Source organism: Sphingobium sp. MP9-4 (assembly GCF_005281675.1).
Classification (GTDB): Bacteria; Pseudomonadota; Alphaproteobacteria; order Sphingomonadales; family Sphingomonadaceae; genus Sphingobium; species Sphingobium yanoikuyae.
In genome coordinates, this window is record NZ_LUFI01000104.1 from 47,855 (window position 1) to 67,941 (window position 20,087).

15 protein-coding genes are annotated in these 20,087 nt (G+C 65.9%); 12 read left to right on the plus strand and 3 right to left on the minus strand.

The genetic code is table 11. The features are described from left to right. Positions 1–64: 64 nt before the first annotated feature. Genes kdpF through A0U87_RS25470 form a run of 6 tightly spaced genes read left to right on the plus strand, consistent with a single transcriptional unit; the run spans position 65 to position 7,873 of the window. Positions 65–154 (plus strand): K(+)-transporting ATPase subunit F, encoded by a 90-nt coding sequence (gene kdpF / locus A0U87_RS25445; protein ID WP_048937393.1) that lies wholly within the window; start codon positions 65–67, stop codon positions 152–154. A gap of 12 nt (positions 155–166) precedes the next feature. Further along, positions 167–1,870, plus strand: a complete 1,704-nt coding sequence (kdpA, locus tag A0U87_RS25450) for a potassium-transporting ATPase subunit KdpA (RefSeq protein ID WP_137406120.1) — start codon at positions 167–169, stop codon at positions 1,868–1,870. Positions 1,871–1,882: 12 nt separating this feature from the next. Further along, positions 1,883–3,919, plus strand: a complete 2,037-nt coding sequence (gene kdpB / locus A0U87_RS25455) for a potassium-transporting ATPase subunit KdpB (RefSeq protein ID WP_048937395.1) — start codon at positions 1,883–1,885, stop codon at positions 3,917–3,919. 14 nt (positions 3,920–3,933) lie between these two features. After that, positions 3,934–4,524, plus strand: coding sequence for a potassium-transporting ATPase subunit KdpC (kdpC, locus tag A0U87_RS25460; RefSeq protein ID WP_048937396.1), 591 nt, complete (start codon positions 3,934–3,936; stop codon positions 4,522–4,524). Next, positions 4,521–7,181: a sensor histidine kinase KdpD gene (locus A0U87_RS25465; RefSeq protein ID WP_048937397.1), complete on the plus strand. Its 2,661-nt coding sequence runs from the start codon at positions 4,521–4,523 to the stop codon at positions 7,179–7,181. Before kdpC ends, A0U87_RS25465 begins: the two co-directional genes overlap by 4 nt. After that, positions 7,178–7,873 (plus strand): response regulator transcription factor, encoded by a 696-nt coding sequence (locus tag A0U87_RS25470; protein WP_004208485.1) that lies wholly within the window; start codon positions 7,178–7,180, stop codon positions 7,871–7,873. Before A0U87_RS25465 ends, A0U87_RS25470 begins: the two co-directional genes overlap by 4 nt. Before the next feature lie 113 nt (positions 7,874–7,986). On the opposite strand, the gene A0U87_RS25475 is transcribed toward A0U87_RS25470, so the two are convergent. After that, positions 7,987–9,885: a potassium transporter Kup gene (locus A0U87_RS25475; protein WP_048937398.1), complete on the minus strand. Its 1,899-nt coding sequence runs from the start codon at positions 9,883–9,885 to the stop codon at positions 7,987–7,989. Positions 9,886–10,112: 227 nt separating this feature from the next. On the opposite strand from A0U87_RS25475, the gene A0U87_RS25480 reads away from it, so the two are divergent. The 5 genes from A0U87_RS25480 to A0U87_RS25500 all read left to right on the plus strand — a co-directional run bounded on the left by A0U87_RS25480 (position 10,113) and on the right by A0U87_RS25500 (position 16,359). After that, positions 10,113–10,364 (plus strand): hypothetical protein, encoded by a 252-nt coding sequence (locus tag A0U87_RS25480; RefSeq protein ID WP_048937399.1) that lies wholly within the window; start codon positions 10,113–10,115, stop codon positions 10,362–10,364. 104 nt (positions 10,365–10,468) lie between these two features. Next, entirely contained in the window at positions 10,469–13,798 is a 3,330-nt protein-coding gene (locus tag A0U87_RS25485; RefSeq protein ID WP_048937400.1) for a glycosyltransferase, read from the plus strand. 64 nt (positions 13,799–13,862) lie between these two features. Beyond that, positions 13,863–14,267 (plus strand): PDZ domain-containing protein, encoded by a 405-nt coding sequence (locus A0U87_RS25490; protein WP_010338093.1) that lies wholly within the window; start codon positions 13,863–13,865, stop codon positions 14,265–14,267. 12 nt (positions 14,268–14,279) lie between these two features. Continuing rightward, positions 14,280–14,966: a response regulator transcription factor gene (locus A0U87_RS25495; protein ID WP_004208490.1), complete on the plus strand. Its 687-nt coding sequence runs from the start codon at positions 14,280–14,282 to the stop codon at positions 14,964–14,966. Then, positions 14,959–16,359: a HAMP domain-containing sensor histidine kinase gene (locus A0U87_RS25500; protein ID WP_048937401.1), complete on the plus strand. Its 1,401-nt coding sequence runs from the start codon at positions 14,959–14,961 to the stop codon at positions 16,357–16,359. Before A0U87_RS25495 ends, A0U87_RS25500 begins: the two co-directional genes overlap by 8 nt. A gap of 253 nt (positions 16,360–16,612) precedes the next feature. On the opposite strand, the gene A0U87_RS25505 is transcribed toward A0U87_RS25500, so the two are convergent. Together A0U87_RS25505 and A0U87_RS25510 are read right to left on the minus strand one after the other, a co-directional pair. Beyond that, complete coding sequence (locus tag A0U87_RS25505) at positions 16,613–17,473, minus strand: SMP-30/gluconolactonase/LRE family protein (RefSeq protein WP_137406121.1); 861 nt, start codon at positions 17,471–17,473, stop codon at positions 16,613–16,615. 1 nt (position 17,474) lies between these two features. Then, a complete protein-coding gene (locus A0U87_RS25510; protein WP_048937403.1) occupies positions 17,475–18,623 on the minus strand; it encodes an aldose epimerase family protein in 1,149 nt (382 codons plus the stop codon). A 125-nt stretch (positions 18,624–18,748) separates the two neighbouring features. Here A0U87_RS25510 and A0U87_RS25515 point away from each other — a divergent pair, with 125 nt between their 5' ends. Then, on the plus strand, positions 18,749–20,053 hold the full coding sequence (locus tag A0U87_RS25515) for a sugar MFS transporter (protein ID WP_004208494.1): 1,305 nt from the start codon (positions 18,749–18,751) through the stop codon (positions 20,051–20,053). Positions 20,054–20,087 lie beyond the last annotated feature (34 nt).

The following is a 20,087-nucleotide window of genomic DNA, read 5'->3' on the forward strand; positions in this document are numbered from 1 at the left end:
GGCGCTCACGGCGGCTAGCCTCGGCTATGTCCGGCTGTGCGGCGACGCCTGAAGGAGGGATGCCATGACCATCGACCTCTGGCTCGCGGCGATCAACGCCGCCGGGCTTCTCGTCTATCTCGTTGCCGTGCTCGCACGGCCCGAACGCTTTTAAGGGGGGCCGTACATGACCTTCCAGGGATGGCTGCTGATCGCAGCCTTTGTCGGCATCTTGCTGGCGCTGACCAAGCCGATGGGCCTGTGGCTTTTCGCCCTTTATGAGGGCCGCCGCACGCCGCTTCACGCCGTGTTCGGCCCGATCGAACGGGGCTTCCACCGCTTGTCGGGGATCGATCCGGACGCCGAACAGAGCTGGCGCCGCTACGCAGTTCACATGCTGCTCTTCAACGTCGCGCTGCTGTTCTTCACCTATGCGGTGCTGCGCCTGCAGGGGCTGCTGCCGCTCAACCCGCAGGGCTTTGCCGGCACCAGCAGCGACCTCGCCTTCAACACGGCGGTCAGCTTCACCACCAACACCAACTGGCAAAGCTATTCGGGCGAGTCGACCATGTCGAACCTCAGCCAGATGCTGGGCCTCACCATCCACAACTTCCTGTCGGCCGCCACCGGCATTGCCCTCGCCTTCGCCCTGTTCCGCGGCTTTGCCCGGCGCAGCGCATCGACGATCGGCAATTTCTGGGCGGATGTCACCCGCGTGACCCTCTATCTGCTGCTGCCGATCTGCATCGTCTATGCCCTGTTCCTGATCGCGAGCGGCGTACCGCAGACGCTGGCCGGGTCGGTCGACGTGACCACGCTGGAAGGCGTGAAGCAGACCCTGGCGCTCGGCCCCGTCGCCAGCCAGGAAGCGATCAAGATGCTGGGCACCAATGGTGGCGGCTTCTTCAACGCCAACAGCGCCCATCCCTTCGAGAACCCGACCGCGCTGACCAATCTGGTGCAGATGCTGTCGATCTTCGTGATCGGCTTCGGCCTCACCTGGACCTTCGGCAAGGCCGTCGGCAATCCGCGCCAGGGCTGGGCCATCCTCGCCGCCATGCTGGTGATCTTCCTCGCCGGCGTCACCGTCACCTATTGGCAGGAAGCGGCCGGCAATCCGGTGCTCCACAATCTGGGCGTCGCCGGTGGCAATATGGAAGGCAAGGAAGTCCGCTTCGGCATGGCTGCCTCCTCCCTGTTCGCAGTCGTCACCACGGCGGCAAGCTGCGGCGCGGTCAACGCCATGCATGACAGCTTCACCGCACTGGGCGGCATGATCCCGCTGTTCAACATTCAGCTGGGCGAAGTCGTCATCGGCGGCGTCGGCGCAGGCATCTACGGCTTCCTGCTGTTCGCCATCCTGGCCGTGTTCGTCGCGGGCCTGATGGTCGGCCGCACGCCGGAATATGTCGGCAAGAAGATCGAGAGCCGCGAAGTCAAGCTGGCCGTGCTCGCCATTGCCGTGCTGCCTTTGATCATCCTGGGCTTCACCGCCATCGCCAGCGTCACCGACGCGGGCCTGGCCGGGCCGCTCAACAAGGGACCGCATGGCTTCAGCGAAATCCTCTACGCCTTCACCAGCGCCGTCGGCAACAATGGCTCGGCCTTTGCCGGCCTGTCGGCCAACAGTCCCTTCTATAACGGGATGCTGGGCGTCGCGATGTGGATCGGCCGCTTCTTCATCATCATTCCCATGCTGGCCATCGCAGGCAGCTTGGCCGCGAAGAAATATACGCCCGAAACCGCCGGCAGCTTCCCCACCACCGGGGCACTGTGGACCGGTCTGCTGGTCGGCATCGTGCTGATCGTGGGCGGCCTGACCTTCCTGCCCAGCCTCGCCCTTGGCCCCATCGCCGATCATCTCGCGATGATCCGTGGCCAGCTTTTCTAAGGATCCATGCACATGGCTCGGTCCGAACAAAAATCGCTCTTCACGGCGGACCTGATCGTCCCGGCTTGTCGAGACGCCTTCCGCAAACTCAATCCCAAGGAACTGATCCGCAACCCGGTGATGTTCACCACCGCGATCGTCGCGGTCCTGCTGACCGTCCTGCTCCTTGTCGGGCAGGACAGCCTGGCCGTCGGCTTCAAGCTGCAGTTGGTGATCTGGCTCTGGCTCACGGTCCTCTTCGGCACCTTTGCCGAGGCGCTGGCCGAAGGCCGTGGCAAGGCGCAGGCCGCCTCGCTGCGCGCGACCAAGGCGGACCTGACCGCCAAGCGGCTGAAGGGCCATGGCGAAAGCTATGAAAATGTCGCCGCCAGCGCGCTGAAGCTGGGCGACGTGGTGCTGGTCCAGACCGGCGACCTGATCCCGTCCGACGGCGAGGTCGTCTCCGGCGTCGCCTCCGTCAACGAAGCGGCCATCACCGGCGAATCCGCGCCGGTGATCCGCGAGGCGGGCGGCGACCGTTCGGCCGTGACGGCGGGCACCCGCGTCATTTCCGACGAGATCCGCGTCCGCGTCACCGTCAATCCCGGCCAGGGCTTTCTCGATCGCATGATCGCGCTGGTCGAGGGTGCCGAGCGGCAGAAGACGCCGAACGAGATCGCCCTCACCCTGTTGCTGGTGGGCCTGACCATCATCTTCCTGATCGCGGTCGGCACCATCCCCAGCTTCGCCAGCTATGCCGGCGGCGCCATTCCGGTGGCGATCCTGGCGGCCCTGCTGATCACCCTGATCCCGACCACCATCGCCGCCCTTCTGTCGGCGATCGGCATTGCCGGCATGGACCGTCTGGTGCGCTTCAACGTGCTCGCCAAGTCGGGCCGCGCGGTCGAGGCGGCAGGCGACATCGACGTGCTGCTGCTGGACAAGACCGGCACCATCACCGTGGGTGATCGTCAGGCGACCGAATTCCGTCCGGTCGGCGGTGCCACCCCGGCCCAGCTCGCACAAGCCGCGCTGCTCGCCAGCCTGGCCGACGAGACGCCCGAGGGCCGTTCGATCGTGCTGCTGGCCCGCGAAGGCTTCAACCAGTCGGTAGATGCCCTGCCCGCCAATGCGGAGATCATTCCCTTCACCGCACAGACCCGGATTTCCGGCGTCACCATTGATGGATCGACGATCCAGAAGGGGGCAGTGGATTCGGTGCTGAAGGCCAATCCGGGCCTGGGTTCCACCCCGGTCGCCAACGAACTGCGCCGCATCACCGACGAGATCGCCCGTGCCGGCGGCACCCCGCTGGCGGTGGCCAAGGACGGCAAGCTGCTGGGCGCGATCTTCCTCAAGGATATCGTCAAGGCGGGCATCCGGGAACGGTTCGGTGAACTGCGCCAGATGGGCATCCGCACGGTGATGATCACCGGCGACAACCCGCTGACCGCCGCCAGCATCGCGGCCGAGGCCGGGGTCGACGACTTCCTGGCGCAGGCAACGCCGGAGGACAAGCTGGCCCTGATCCGCAAGGAACAGCAGGGCGGCCGCCTGGTCGCGATGTGCGGCGACGGCACCAACGACGCCCCTGCCCTGGCGCAGGCCGATGTCGGCGTCGCCATGAACACCGGCACCCAGGCCGCCCGCGAAGCCGGCAACATGGTCGACCTGGACAGCGATCCGACCAAGCTGATCGAGGTGGTGGGCCTGGGCAAGCAGTTGCTGATGACGCGCGGCGCGCTCACGACCTTCTCGGTCGCCAATGACGTGGCCAAATATTTCGCGATCATCCCGGCCATGTTCGTCGCGCTCTATCCGGGCCTTGGCATCCTCAACGTCATGGGGCTGGCCACGCCGGAAAGCGCGATCCTGTCGGCGATCATTTTCAACGCGCTGATCATTCCCTGTCTGGTGCCGCTGGCGCTCAAGGGCGTGACCTATCGCCCGATCGGCGCCGGTCCGCTGCTGGCCCGCAACCTCGCAATCTATGGCCTGGGTGGCCTGATCGCGCCGTTCGCCGGGATCAAGCTGATCGACCTTGCCGTCAACGGCCTCGGCCTCGCCTGAGGAAGGACAAACCCATGTTTATCGATTTCAAATCCGCCCTGCGTCCGGCCCTGACCATGACTTTGCTCTTCGCCCTGCTGCTGGGCATTGCCTATCCACTGGCGCTGACCGGCATCGGCCAGGCGGTGTTCCCGTCCCAGACCAATGGCAGCCTGGTCGAGGATCAGGGCAAGGTCGTCGGTTCGACCATCATTGGTCAGGCCTTCACCTCGGACATCTATTTCCACAGCCGTCCGTCGGCGGCGGGCAAGGGCTATGACGGCCTTGCCTCCTCCGGCTCCAACTATGGTCCGACCAGCCAGGCGCTGGCCGACCGCGTCAAGACCGACGTCGAGACTCTTCAAGCTGCTACACCTGGTCGTTTTGTTCCGTCCGATCTGGTGACCACCTCTGCCTCGGGGCTTGACCCCCATATCAGCCCCGAGGCAGCTTTTTATCAGGTCGATCGCGTCGCCGCCGCGCGCGGGATCGATGCGGCGCGCGTCCGCAGCCTGGTAGAACAGAGCGTCGAGCAGCCCCTGCTGGGCTTCATCGGCGAACCCCGCGTCAATCTGTTCGATCTCAATCGACGGCTGGATGCAATTGACGCTAAACGGACCAAGTGAACGAACAGCATCGCCCTGATCCAGAAGCCTTCCTGCGCGCAGCCGCGCAGGAAGGCCGTGGCCGCCTGAAGGTCTTTCTCGGCGCCGCACCGGGGGTGGGCAAGACATGGGAGATGCTGACCGAAGGACGGCAGCGGCGCGAGGCAGGCGTCGATGTCGTCGTCGGCGTGGTGGAGACCCATGGCCGGCGCGAGACCGAAGCGCTGGTCCATGGCCATGAGATCATCCCCCGCCGCACCGTCGACCATCAGGGCCACAGCCTGGGCGAGATGGACATCGACGCGATCCTGGCGCGCCATCCGCAGCTGGCGCTGGTCGACGAACTGGCACACAGCAATGCGCCGGGCAGTCGCCACCCCAAACGCTATCAGGATGTCGAGGAATTGCTGGCCGCCGGCATCGACGTCTATTCGACGATCAACATCCAGCATGTCGAGAGCCTCAACGACGTCGTCGCCTCCTTCACCCGCGTCCGCGTGCGTGAGACGGTGCCCGATTCGATCCTGGAACATGCCGAGATCGAAGTGGTGGACATTCCGCCCGACGAGCTGATCGAGCGGCTGAAGGACGGCAAGGTCTATATCCCGCAGGAAGCCAGCCGCGCCCTCAACCATTTCTTTTCCAAGTCGAACCTGACCGCCCTGCGCGAACTGGCGCTGCGCCGCGCCGCCCAGGCGGTCGATGCCCAGATGCTCGACTATGTCCGCGCCCATGCGCTGGCGGGCAGCTTCGCCGCCGGCGAGCGGGTGATCGTGGCGGTGAGCGAACAGCCGAGCGCCGCCGGCCTGGTCCGTTCCGCCAAGCGGCTGGCCGATGCGCTGCGCGCCCCCTGGACCGCCATCCATATCGAAACCCCGCGTGGGCCGCAGTTGTCGGACGAGGACCGGCAGCGTCTGGCCGATACGCTTGCCCTTGCCTCCCGTCTCGGCGCCGAGACCGCCTCCATCCCCGCCCCCAGCGTCGCCGACGGGCTGCGCAGTTTCGCCGCCGACGCGCGCGCCACCCAGATCGTGATCGGCAAGTCGGCACGCAGCTGGTGGTTCGAGCTGCGCCATGGGTCGGTGGTTGACCGGCTGGTGCGCGACATCGGCCCGGTCGCCGTCCATGTCATGCCCGGCGAGGAAAGCGCGCCGCGCCCCCGCACCGCCAGCAGCGGCCATTGGGGCGATCCGATCGGCTATGTCTGGTCGATGCTGGCAGTGATCGGCATGACCCTGCTCGGCCGGCTGATGCTGGAGGTGATCGACCTCGGCAATATCGCCCTTCTCTATCTGGTGCCGGTGATGTTCGCGGCGGCCAGTCATGGCCTGCGCACGGGTCTTGCCACCGGCCTGGCGTCCAGCCTTGCCTATAATTTCTTCTTCCTGCCGCCCACGGGCACGCTGACCGTCAGCAATCCGGAAAATGTCATCTCCATCCTCGTCTTCCTGGGGGTGGCGGTGGTCACCAGTCAGTTTGCCGCGCGGATGCACGCCCAGTCGGTCCTTGCCCAGTCCAGCGCCCGGCAGAATGCGACGCTGGCCGGCTTCTCGCGCCAACTCACCGCCTCGCCCAGCCTGGAGGAAATCCGCCACGCCATCTGCGCCGAGATCGCCCGGCTGTTCGACGTGCGCACCGTGCTGATGATCCCGTCGGATGAAGGGCCGCAATTGCGCGCTGCCTATCCGCCCGAGGACCGGCTGGACGAGATCGAGCGCGCCGCCGCCCGCTGGGCGATGGAGCATGGCGAGCCGGCCGGGCGCGGCTCCTCCACCCTCACCGCGTCGGACTGGCTGTTCCTGCCCGTGACCGCCAAGGACGCAGTGCTGGCCGTGATCGGCCTCGCGCGCGAGGATGCCGGCGAACCGGTCCGATCCGATCAGTTCCCGCTGCTGATGAGCCTGATCGACCAGGCCGCGATCGCGCTCGACCGCATGGCGCTGGAGGAGGCGATGCTCGAAGCCGGGCAGATTCGCGAGCGCGACCGGTTGCGCTCCGCCCTGCTCTCCTCGGTCAGCCATGATCTGCGCACGCCGCTCACCACCATCATTTCGGCCACGCGCGAGCTGCGCACCCATCCCTCGCCCGAGCTGATCGATACGCTGGATGGCGAGGCCCAGCGCCTGTCCCGCTTCGTCGCCAATCTGCTTGACATGGCGCGGGTGGAGGCCGGCGCATTGCCGATGCGGGCGGAGGCGACCGACCTGTTCGATGCGGTCGCCAGCGCCGCCCATGACAGCCGCAGCGCGCTGGCCGATCGCCAGCTCGACGTGCAGATCCCGCCCGACATCCCGCTGGTCCGGGTCGATCCGGTGCTGCTGCACCATATCCTCATCAACCTGCTCGACAATGCCGGCCGCTATGGCGATCCCGGCACGCCGGTGACCGTGCGCAGCCTGCGCGAACCCGACGCCATCAGCCTGTCGGTGATCGACCAGGGGCCGGGCATTCCGGCCGGCATGGAAGCGCGGGTGTTCGACACCTTCACCCGGCTGGAAGGATCTGACCGGTCGAAGACCGGTACCGGCCTGGGCCTCGCCATCGTCAAGGCCTTTGCCGAGGCGATGGGCCTTACCGTATCGGCGCGCACCGTTGCCGACCCGCCCGGCGCCTGTTTCACCCTGCATATTCCCCAATCCCTCATCCTCACCGACATCATGGAAAAGGACATCGCATGAAGCCGCGCCACAGCCTGCTGATCGTCGACGACGAACCGCAGATCCGCCGGCTGATCCAGGCCGCCCTCGCCCGCGCCGATTATGCCACGATCGAGGCGCAGACCGCGCGCGAAGCACTGGACAAGCTGCGCAGCGAGCGGCCCGACATCACCCTGCTGGACCTGGGCCTGCCCGATCGCGACGGGCTGGAGCTGGTGCCGATCATCAAGAAGGAAAGCGACACGACGCTGATCATCGTGTCGGCGCGTGACGCCACCGATGAGAAGGTCGCCGCGCTGGACCTGGGCGCCGACGATTATCTGACCAAGCCGTTCGATACCGACGAACTGCTTGCCCGCGTGCGGGTGGCGCTGCGCAACCGGATGACGCGCGACGGCGGATCGACCAAGGTGACGGCCGGCGACCTGACGATCGACCTAGTCGCCCATATCGTCACGAAGGGCGGGGTCGAGGTGCATCTGACGCCCAAGGAATATGGCGTGCTGGAGCAGCTGGCGCGCTTTCCCGGCCGGGTCATCACCCACAAGCAGATCATGGACCATGTCTGGCCCAACGAACATGCCCATCATGTCGAATATCTGCGCGTGCTGGTGCGCGGCCTGCGTCAGAAGCTGGAGGCTGACCCGCAACGCCCCCAGATCATCAGCAACGAACTGGGGATCGGCTACCGCCTGAAACAGGGCGCAGACTGACTTCTCTCCGAACGTCATCCCGGACTTGATCCGGGATCCATTCAAAGCTTCCTCACAGCCATAGCGCCGAATGGATTCTGACTTTCGTCAGGATGACGGCAACGAGGAAAGCCTTAGATCTCGATCTGCGACCCCAGCTCGACCACGCGGTTGGTCGGCAGGTTGAAGAAGGCCATCGGGCTTTCGGCATTGCGGATCATCCAGGCGAACAGCTTTTCGCGCCACATCGCCATGCCCGGCCGTTCCGACGGAATCAGCGTCTGGCGGCTGAGGAAATAGCTGGTGTCCTTGACGCTGATCGGCCCGCCACAGTCATGGACCGACTTCATCGCCGCCGGAATATCCACATCCTCCATGAAGCCATGGCGCAGGATCAGCCGGTAGAAACCCGATCCATGATCCTCCACCGTCGTGCGCCCCTGCAACGGCAGATGCGGCACGCCCTGGGTGCGCACGGTCAGGATGATGACCCGTTCGTGCAGCACCTTGTTATGCTTCACATTGTGCAGCAGCGCCGGCGGCACGCCGTCGGTGGTGGAGGAGAGGAAGATCGCCGTCCCCGGCACGCGTTTGAGCGAAGCCAGCGTCGATCGCACGAACAGGTCCAGCTCCATCGCCCCTTCGCGCAGATAATGGCGCATGATCCGCCGCCCGGTCGCCCAGGTGGTCAGCACGGTGAAGACCACCGCCGCGACCAGCAGCGGGAACCATCCGCCATCGGGGATCTTGGTCACGTTCGACGCGAAATAGGCGCCGTCGATGATCAGGAACAGGCCGGTGACGCCCGCCGCCGCCGGCAGTGGCCAGCGCCATACGCTGAAGGTCAGCACGCCCAGCATGCAGGCGGTGATGACCATCGTGCCGGTCACTGCGATGCCATAGGCGGCCGCCAAATTGCTGCTGTTGCCAAAGCCCAGCACCAGCAGGATGACGAAGATCAGCAGCAGCCAGTTGATCAGCGGCACATAGATTTGCCCCGCCGCCGAAGCGCTGGTGTGCAGGATGCGCAGGCGCGGCAGGAAGCCCAGCTGCACCGCCTGCTGCGTAACCGAGAATGCGCCCGAGATCACCGCCTGGCTGGCGATGATCGTCGCCATGGTGGCCAGGATCACCAGCGGCAGACGCGCCCAGTCCGGCGCCATCAGGAAGAAGGGATTCTGTGCCGCCGCCGGATTGTCGAGCAGCAGCGCCCCCTGCCCCAGATAGTTGAGCATCAGGCAGGGGAAGGCGGCATAGAGCCAGGCGATGCTGATCGCCTTGCGCCCGAAATGGCCCATATCGGCATAGAGCGCCTCCGCCCCGGTCACCGCCAGCACGACCGAGCCGAGCGCCAGGAAGGCGAGCCTGGGGTCGATCGCGAAGAAGCGGATCGCCCAGAGCGGATTGACGATGCCGATGATTTCGGGGTGCTGCACGATATTGGCGATGCCGAGCGCGGCGAGCGTGATGAAATAGATCGCCATGATCGGGCCAAAGGCCATGCCGACCATCGCCGTGCCGAAGCGCTGGATCAGGAATAGTGCGATCAGGATCAGGATCGCGATCGGCAGCACCATATCTGCCAGGCTCGCCTGCACGATGGTCAGGCCCTCGACCGCCGAGAGCACCGAAATGGCCGGCGTAATGATCGCGTCGCCATAAAAGAGCGCGGTCGCCAGCACCCCCAGCATCGCGATCGCCGGGGTCCAGCGGGTCTCGCCCAGCCGCCGGCCGATCAGTGCCAGCAGCGCCATGCTGCCGCCTTCGCCATCATTATCGGCGCGCATGACGATGAACACATATTTGACGGTGACGATCAGCGTCATCGTCCAGAAGATCAGCGAGAGGACGCCATAGATATGCAGCGGATCGACCGTCAGCGGGTGATGGCCGACGAAGCTTTCCTTGAGCGCATAGAGCGGCGAGGTGCCGATGTCGCCGAACACCACGCCCAGCGCACCGAGCGCAAGCGCAGCCGGTCGGCCATGCGGCGTGCGATCCTGGCCTGCGGCCGGATCCCCCTGTTCAGTCATCTATGCGTGCCCTTCGTCTTTCTATCGGGCCGCCATGCCATGAAAGGCCATTTGAAAACCATAGGGGTCTGCCCTCCCCGGCATAGGATTCGTATATGATTCCGGCCCGGACGGCCCGTATGCGCCTCAAATGCTATGAAATCCCTACGCAATCTGCCGGTTCCCTGTCTCGCATCCCTATGCCCGTCCGCTTAATTGCGATGCCGCCGCAACGGAGGCGGCATGCGATGCAAGATTGGCGTCCCCGCTGGACCCTGAAGATCGGCCTGCGCCTGCTCGGCCTAGCCTTGCTGGCCACGCTCTGGCCCGAAGGGCGCGCCCTGGCTGCGCTCGCCCATGGCCATCCAGCGGTCACCATCGGCCAATTGTCGCTCGCCGCGCTGGCCTTTCTTTGTGCCAGCGGCGGGATGGCGCTGCTGTTGATGGGCCCCGACCTGTGGAAGCCGGTGCGCCTCGCTGATCGCTGGACCGCGCGATAAGGTTCATGACCAAGATTTCATGATGGGATCATCCGGCGGGAAGCCGGGCCGGCCTATTGCCGCGTCATCGTCGCAGAGGAGTAGCGACGCGCGGACCACAGGCCATGACCAGACCCATTTTCTTCGATCCCACCGGCCGGCGCGGCATCTGGGCGCGGCGCGCCCTCGCCGCCCTGCTGTGCGCCATCATCGCCGCCACCATTGCCTTTGCGACGACGCTGATCGCCGTCCCGTCGGAAGGCGATCTGGCGCTGCCTTTGCCCCAGCCACGCGCCGCGCATCTGACCGGCATGTCGCGGCTGCGCCATGACCTGTCCAAATGGCTGCCGCGCTGGCCCGGCCATGTCGCACAGGCCCGTCCGCTCAATGTCGGCTTCTATGTCCCCGATGACGAAAGCAGCATCGCCTCGCTGCGCCGTCATGTCGGCCAGCTCGACTGGGTCGTGCCCGCCCTTGTGACCGTGCCGGGCAGCGATCCCGCGCCCCGATTCCATGCCGACCCGCGCCTGGACCAGATGATCGCCAGCATGGGCCGACCGCCCAAGCTGCTGCCGATGGTCCAAAATCTCGACGCCCATGGCTGGAACGGCGCCGGCACCGCCCGCCTGCTCGCCAATCCGGCCGCCAGCCGCCAGCTCGCCCAGCGGCTCGCCGCCTCGGTCGCGGCGCATCATGATGCCGGGCTGGTGATGGACTTTGAATCGCTGCCGTCCGGCGCGCTGCCCGCCTATCTCCATTTCCTGCGTCAGTTGCGCAGCGACCTGCCCGCCCGCGCCAAGCTGGCGGTGACCGCCCCCGCCGGCGAGGAATGGCCGCTCGCCCGCCTCGGCCAGATCGCCGACCATGTCATCTTCATGGCCTATGACCAGCACTGGCAGGGCGGCACGCCCGGCCCGATCGCGGCGCAGGACTGGTTCGCCCGCGCGGTCGAGGATGCCAGCCGCCGCGTCGGCCGCGATCGCATCATCGTCGCGCTCGGCAGCTATGGCTATGACTGGCATGATGGCGGCGCCGATGCCCTGTCGCTCGACGAAGCCTGGCTCGCCGCCCATGACAGCGACGCCCCGGTCAGCTTCGACCCCGCCAGCGGCAATGCCGGCTTCGCCTATGATGATGACGGCCATCGCCATCAGGTCTGGATGCTCGACGCCGCCGCCAGCTGGAACGAGCTGCAGGCGCTGCGCCGTCTGGGCATCCAGGGCGTAGCGCTGTGGCGGCTGGGCAGCGAGGATCCGGGCATCTGGTCCGATCTCACCGCCTTCCGCAACGGCAGCCGGCCCGACCTGCGCCAGGTCGCGAGCAAGCTCGACACCGATGTCGAGGGATCGGGCGAGATATTGCGCATCACCGCCACGCCGACCGACGGCAGCCGCTCGATCGCCTTTGGCCCGCAGGGGACGATCCTGCGCGAAACCTATCATGTCCTGCCCACCCCCTATCAGGTGCGGCGGACCGGCGGCGCCCAACCCAAGATGCTGGCGCTGACCTTTGACGACGGCCCGGACGCGACCTGGACGCCCAAGATCCTGGCGGTGCTGGAACAGCATCATGTGCCCGGTACCTTCTTCGTCATCGGCGAAAATGCGCTGGAGCATCCCGGCCTGTTGCAGCGGATCGTCGCCGACGGCGACGAGATCGGCAACCATAGCTACAGCCATCCCAATCTCGCCACCTGGTCGGACGAGAGCACGCGCCTCGAACTCAACGCCACCCAGCGGCTGGTCCAGGCCTATACCGGGCGCAGCATGAAGCTGTTCCGCGCCCCCTATTTCGGCGACGCCGAACCGACCACGGCGGACGAACTGGGTCCGGCACTGGCCGCGCAGAAGGCGGGCTATACCGTCGTCGGCCTGCACGTCGATCCCAATGACTGGCAGCGGCCCGGCACCGATACGATCGTCCGCCAGGTGATCGATCAGGTCCATGCCGCCGATGCCGAACGGTCCGGGAATATCATCCTGCTGCACGACGGTGGCGGCGAACGCTCACAGACGGTCGCCGCCCTGCCGCAGATCATCACCACCTTGCAGAAGGAAGGCTATCGCTTCGTACCGGTGTCGCGCCTTGCCGGCCTGTCGCGCGAAGCAGCAATGCCGCCGGTCCGTGCCGGCGACCTGACCGCCGTGCGCGTCGATGTCGGCATGTTCATCACCTTGGCCGTCATCTCGGCCCTGCTCGGCTGGATCTTCTATGTCGCCATCTCGCTCGGCATCGCCCGCGCGCTGCTGATGACCTTCCTCGCCTGGTTCCAGACCCGGCGTGATCGCCCGGCCCCGCTGGTCTATCAGCCGACCGTCTCGGTCATCATCCCTGCCTATAATGAGGCGCGGGTGATCGAGGCATCGGTGCGCCGTGTGCTGGCCAGCGACTATCCCGCATTGCAGCTGATCGTCGCCGACGACGGGTCGAAGGACGAGACCAGCGCCATCGTCACCCGCGCCTTTGCCGACGATCCGCGCGTCACCCTGCTGACCTTGCAGAATGGCGGCAAGGCGGCGGCGCTTAACCGCGCCCTCAAGGATGCCACCGGCGAGATATTGATCGCGCTCGACGCCGACACCCAGTTCGAGCCGCTCACGATCGCGCGGCTGGCGCGCTGGTTCGCCGATCCGGCGATCGGCGCGGTGGCCGGTGACGCCCGTGTCGGCAACCGGGTCAATCTCGTCACCCGCTGGCAGGCGCTGGAATATATCACCGCGCAGAATCTGGAGCGGCGCGCGCTCGCCGGCTTCGACGCCATGACCGTGGTGCCCGGCGCCGTCGGTGCCTGGCGCCGGACGGCGCTGGATGCGGTCGGCGGCTATCCCGAAGACACGCTGGCCGAGGATCAGGATCTGACCATCGCGATCCAGCGCGCCGGCTGGCGCGTCACCTTCGATCCCGAGGCGGTCGCCTGGACCGAGGCGCCTGAAAGCTTCAGGGCATTGTCGAAGCAGCGCTATCGCTGGGCCTTCGGCACGCTGCAATGCCTGTGGAAACATGCCGCCATCCTGCGCAGCCGCAAGCCGACCGGCCTCGCGCTGGTCGGTATGCCGCAGGCCTGGCTGTTCCAGATCGTCTTTGCCGCCATCTCGCCGCTGATCGATCTGGCGCTGCTGCTGTCGATCGCCGGGACGATCCTGCGCGTGCAGCAGCATGGCTGGGCCCAGACCAGCGGCGACGTCGCGACCATGGCGCTCTACTGGCTGGTGTTCACCGGCATCGATATTGCCTGCGGCTGGATGGCCTATCGGCTCGACGGCAACAAGGTGCGCTACCCCGCCCATCTGCTGGTTGCCCAGCGCTTCGTCTATCGTCAGATCATGTATTGGGTGGTGGTGCGCGCGATCGCATCGGCCATTGGCGGCTGGGTCGTGGGATGGGGCAAGCTGGAGCGGTCGGGTCGCGTCTCGGTCACGCCGGCTGCGGCGGCCCCAGGCATGAACAAAGTGTAACATGACACGTAACCCCGCCTCGCCCATTCTACCCGCAAACACAGCTCAGGACATGGCCAGGAACATGGAGGCCCCGCGCATAGACAAGACCGCAACCAGCCGCCTGCTGATCGGCCTGGCGCTGTGTGCGGCGTTGATGAGCGGCGCCTTCTTCCTGCACGTCCGCCGCGATGCGGAGGATCATGGCAGCGTGTCGGGCGCCAGCGCCCAATTGCTGCCGGGGCTGACGCTGGAAAATGCCGAGCCGGCCGGCACCGGCCTTGTCGTCACCAGCATGGAATCGAGCGGCCCGGCAGCCCGCGCCGGCATCGCCGTGGGCGACGACCTCATCCGTATCGACGGCACGCCGATCGCCTCGCTGGACCAGGCCAATGCCTATCTCAGCCAGCATGGCAACGCCCATCTCATATTGGGCTTGCGGCATCAGGATGCCGTCCGCATGGTGGCGCTCGACCGTTCGCCAGATTAGGGGGCCGCGCGCATGAGCCACAAGATTCTGGTGGTGGAGGATGATGCCGCCACCGCCGCCTATATCGTCAAGGGCATGACCGAGGCGGGCTTTACCGTCGATCAGGCGGATAATGGCCGTGACGGCCTGTTCCTCGCCAGCGACGGCAGCTATGGCGCGATCATCCTAGACCGGATGATGCCGGCGATGGACGGCATGGCGATGCTGAAGGCGCTGCGTGCCGCCAGCATCGAAACCCCGGTCATCTTCCTTTCCGCGCTCGGGACGCCCGAGGACCGGGTCGAGGGGCTCACCAGCGGCTCCGACGATTATCTGACCAAGCCCTTCGCCTTTGCCGAACTGCTCGCGCGGGTGCAGTTGCTGCTGCGCAAGGCCGGCGGCAATGCCGCGGTCGTCACCAGCCTGCGCTATGACGATCTCGACATGGACCTGCTCGCCCGCCGGGTGAAGCGCGCCGGCAAGGCGATCGACCTGCAACCGCGCGAATTTCGCCTGCTCGAATTCTTCCTGCGCCACCCCGACCAGGTCGTCACCCGCACCATGTTGCTGGAAGGCGTGTGGGACTATCATTTCGACCCCGGCACCAATGTGATCGACGTGCATATCAGCCGCCTGCGCCGCAAGCTGGACGACGTATCGGACCGGCCGCTGCTGCATACGGTGCGTGGCATGGGCTATCGCCTGGGCCTCGATGGCTGAGGTGGAGGCGCGGGCCGGGGCTGCGACCGGCTGGCGCGGCTTTGCCCGGTCGACCATCGGCCGTTTCGTCGGGCTCGCCTTCCTCTGCCAGTTCCTGGTGACCGGCGGCGTGCTGTTGTTCGTGCAGCAGGCGAGCCAGCGCACCGTCGTCGCCGCCGACCGCGATGCCGTCCATGACCTGCGCGACGAATTGCTGCGGGTCGCGCGGGAGCGCGGCGCGGCCGGGCTGCGGCAGGATATCGAACGGCGCCTGCCCACCGTGCGCAGCGAACGCATCGTGCTGTTGCTGACCGATGCGCAGGGCCGGATCGTCGCCGGCAATCTGGGCGCCTGGCCGACGACAATTCCCGACAATACCCCCTGGCGCACGATCGAGCTGTATCGCATCGGCGGCGAACAGCCCGAGCCGATCGGCGTCAGCACATCCCGCCTGCCCGATGGCGGCCGCCTGCTCGCCGGCATCGTCACGTCCCACAGCCTGCAACTGACCCGCATCTATGAGGAGGCGCTGACCATCGCCTTCCTGATGAGCCTGCTGCTCACCCTCATCATCGCCATCCTGCTCGGCCGGGTGCTGGCACGCCAGATCTCCGCGATCGCCGACACCGCCAATGCGGTCGCCGTCGGCGCCTTCCATCGCCGGGTCGCCACTGACGGCAGCGGCGACGCCTTCGATCGGCTGGGCCTGTCGATCAACGCCATGCTGGAGCGCATCGACGCGCTGGTCAGCCAGTTGCGGATGATGACCGATGGCCTGGCCCATGATCTGAAATCCCCCGTCACCCGCCTGCTCTCGGTGGTCGAGCAGGCCAGCACCCAGACCCGCGACGACCAGGCGCTCGACGCGCTGGAAAAGGTCCATCGCGAGGCGCAGACGCTTCAGGGGATGCTCTCGACCGCCCTGCTCATCAGCCGTACCGAGGCAGGCTTCGGCAGCGACCGGATGCGCGACACGCCCATCGCCGAACTGCTGAAGGATCTGGCCGAAGTCTATGGCCCGCTGATCGAGGATAGCGGCTTCACCCTCCATGTCGCCGCCCCCGCCGGCCTCGCCTTCCCGCTCCACCGCGAACTGGTGAGCCAGGCGATCGCCAATCTGGTCGAGAATGCGCTGAAATATGCCGAGGGCGGCGACAGCATCGCGCTTGAAGCCGCGATGGATAGCGACGCGCTCAGCATCAGTGTCAGCGACAATGGGCCGGGCATTCCCGCCGACCAGCATGAGGCGGCGATGAAACGCTTCGGCCGACTCGACCCGTCGCGCACCAAGCCCGGATCGGGGCTGGGCCTGTCGCTGGTCGAGGCCGTGGCACGGCTGCATCATGGCGCACTGCTGCTGGGCGATGCCGCACCCGGCCTGCGCGCGACATTGCGCCTGCGCCGCCCCGCCTGAGCAGCGCCCGATTTTCCAGCGATTTCAGGGGAAAGGCACATCCCGGCCGACAGCGTAGCGCGTGCAGTCGCCGGCCATCGACCGGGATGAAGCATTGCCACCCTTTTGGAGAGGGGAGTGACAACGTTGTCCTGCGCATTAGCGCGTAGCCGCAGGGGTTGCAACAGCGATTTGCCACGGCTCGTCGCAGGACATGAAAAAAGCCGCCAAGCCCTTGCAGGCCGGCGGCTTATTTTCTGTCGGTCGGCTTGTATCAGCCGCCGTAGAGATTGGTCGGCAGGCCCTTCACACCGCATTCCACCTCGAAAAAGGCGCCGTCATAGTCGGATTCGGGCAGGCCGATCGCGGCCGAGCTGACGAACATGCGGTCGAGGTCGGGACCGGCGAAGGTGATGTTGGTCACTTGCTTGGCTGGCAGTTCGATCGCCCGATCGAGCTTACCCTCGGGCGAAAAGCGGCTGATCCGCGAACCGCCCCAATGGGCCACCCACAAATAGCCTTCGGCATCCACCGTCATGCCATCGGGATGGCCATCGGCTTCGGTGAAGGTGATGAAGGGCTGGCGATCGTGAATCGTTCCGTCCGGGCCGCGGCAGAAGCGATACATGATCCGGCGGCCGGTATCGCTATGATAGAGATACTCGCCGCAGGCCGAGAAGGCCGGGCCGTTGGGCACGCGATAGCCATCGTCCATCACTGTGACCGAACCATCGGGATCGAGGCGATAGAGCGCGCCGACATCCTGCCCTTCGGCCATGTCCATCGTGCCGCACCAGATGCGGCCATCCTTGTCCGCCTTGCCATCGTTCATGCGATTGCCGGGCAGATGCGGTTCGGGATCATGGATCGGGGTGATCGCCAGCGGGTCCAGCGTGAAGCTGGCAAAGCCGCTCTGGAAACCACCGATGAAGCCGCCCTGCGCCCGCTCGGCCACCCAGCCAAGCGGTTCGGGCATGGCCCAGCGCGACACCTGGCCATCGTCGAGCGACAGGCGGTTGAGCGCCGGGGCGAGGATATCGACCCAATAGATGGCATTTTCACGGGCGGACCAGAGCGTCCCCTCCCCCAGCGTGTCGCGGATATCGCCGCGTTCGATCTTGCGCCAGGCGGTCATGTCAGCGCTTCACCGACAGGCGATAGACCATCTGGTGATGATAGGGCTTGCCCGGATCGACCCGCGCCGAAACGAAGCTCGGCTGATTGGGCGAGTCGGGGAATTTCTGCGGTTCCAGCGCGATGCCGTCACCCATGCGATACACATGGCTGTTCTTGCCGATGAAGGTGCCGTCCAGGAAATTGCCGGTATAGAATTGTACGCCCGGCTCGGTGGTCAGCACTTCGAGGACGCGGCCCGATGCCGGATCTTCCAGACGCGCGGCCAGGCCCGGCATCTTGGTCAGCCCCTTGTCGAGCGCGAAATTATGGTCATAGCCGCGGCCCGCGATGATCTGCGCATCATGGCCATCGCGAATGCCGTCGGCAACGCGGCGACCATTGCGGAAGTCGAACACGCCGCCTTCCACCGGCTTCAGTTCGCCGGTCGGGATCAGGTTGGCATCGACCGGGGTATAGGCCTTGGCCGGAATCGTCAGCACATGGCCCAGCGCGCCGTCGGTCGAGCCTTCGCCGCCCAGGTCGAAGATCGCATGGTTGGTCATGTTGACGATGGTCGGCTTGTCGGTCTTCGCGTCGAACGCAATGCCCAGATTGCCACTCTCATCCAGCGTGTAGGTGACGGTGACGTCCAGCTTGCCGGGATAGCCCGAATCGCCATCGGGGCTGACCAGCGACAGTATCAGCGTCGCGACCGGGCCGCTCTTGACCGACACGACCTTCCACACCTGCTTGTCGAAGCCCTTGCCGCCGCCATGCAGCGAATTGACCTTGTCGTTGAGCGGCAGCTGATAGGCCTTGCCATCAAGGCTGAACTTGCCGCCGGCGATGCGGTTGGCATAGCGGCCTACGGTCACGCCGAAAAAGTTGGGATGGTCGACATAGCCGGCCAGATCGTCATAGCCGAGCAGCACATCGGCGCTCTTGCCGTCCTTATCCGGGCCGGACAGCGACTGGAGCGTCGCGCCATAGCTCAGGATCTTGGCCGACACGCCATGGCTGTTGCTCAGCGTGATCGTCTCGATCGCGGTGCCGTCCGCCAGCTTGCCGGCCGGGGCACGGCTGGCATCCGCCGCCATCGCCGTGCCGCTTGCGAGCGACAGGGCCAGTGCGTATGACAGCGCTGTTTTCAAATCGACGACCTTTCGCATGGACTTCCTCTCGTGAAACCTACGCCCATTGACGGGCGGTTACGGGGGATATACTCCGACAAAATAAGCGGACGCAACCCTAGATCGGTCTCGTCAGCTAGTGGAACTGCACTGGAGAAGGATGAATGGCAGGACCGATTTCCTCAGGCGCTGCGCCGGTCGCAACGCATAACCCCGGCACGCGTTATGGGCCCGCGCTCGCGCTGCTGGCCAGCCTCTTCTTCATGTGGGGCTTCATCACCGTCATCAACAACACGCTGCTGCCGCATCTGCGCAGCGTGTTCGAGCTGAGCTATACCCAGACGACCTTGATCGAATCGGTCTGGTTCATCGCCTATTTCGTCGCCTCGATTCCCTCGGCCAAGCTGATCGAGCGGGTCGGCTATCAGAAGTCGCTGGTGATCGGCCTGCTGATCATGGCTGCCGGCGCGCTGGGCATGACGGTCGCCGCGTCGATCCCCTCCTATGGCGTGACCCTGGTCATGCTGTTCGTGATCGCTAGCGGCATCACCCTGCTGCAGGTCGCCGCCAACCCCTATGTCGCGGTCGTCGGCAAACCGGAAACCGCCTCGTCGCGCCTCAACCTGGTGCAGGCGATGAACTCGGCCGGCACGATGCTGGCCCCGATGTTCGGCGCCTATCTGATCCTCGGCCGGTCGAAGGCCGGCACGGCGCAGGGCGAAGTCGTCCTGACCCAGGCCGAACGCCTGGCCGACGCCCAGTCGGTGATCCTGCCTTATGTGCTGGTCGCGATCGTGCTGGTGGTGCTAGCCTTCGTCATCGCCCGCTTCCCCCTGCCCGCCATGGGCAGCGCGACCTCGCGCCTGGCCAAGGAAGAGCGCAAGAAGCATTCGCTCTGGTCGCACCGCAACCTGGTGTTCGGCATCCCGGCGATCTTCATCTATCTGATCGCGGAAATCGGCGTCGCCAACCTGTTCGTCAATTTCGTCAGCCAGCCGACCATCGCCAACCTGACCCATGAGCAGGCCGGCAATTATCTGTCGCTGCTGTGGGGCGGCATGATGGTCGGCCGCTTCGCCGGTTCGGCGATCATGCAAAAGTTCGACGCGGGCCATGTCCTCGCCGCCTTCTCGGTCGGTGCCTTCATCGTGATGATGGTCACCGTCTTCACCACCGGCCCGGTCGCCATGTGGTCGCTGATCCTGGTCGGCCTGTTCCACTCGATCATGTTCCCGACCATCTTCACCCTCGGCATCAAGGGCCTCGGCCCGCTGACCGAAGAAGGTTCGGGCCTGCTGGTGATGGCAATCGCCGGTGGCGCACTGGTCGTGGTGCAGGGCTGGATGGCCGACCATTATGGCCTGCAGACCAGCTTCCTGCTGACCGCCGCCTGCGAACTCTATGTCCTCTTCTACGCCCTGTGGGGATCGAAGACGACGCAGGCGCTGCCGGAGCCGGAACTGCACTAAACGTCAGGCTTGGACCCAAACAGAAAAGGCCGGG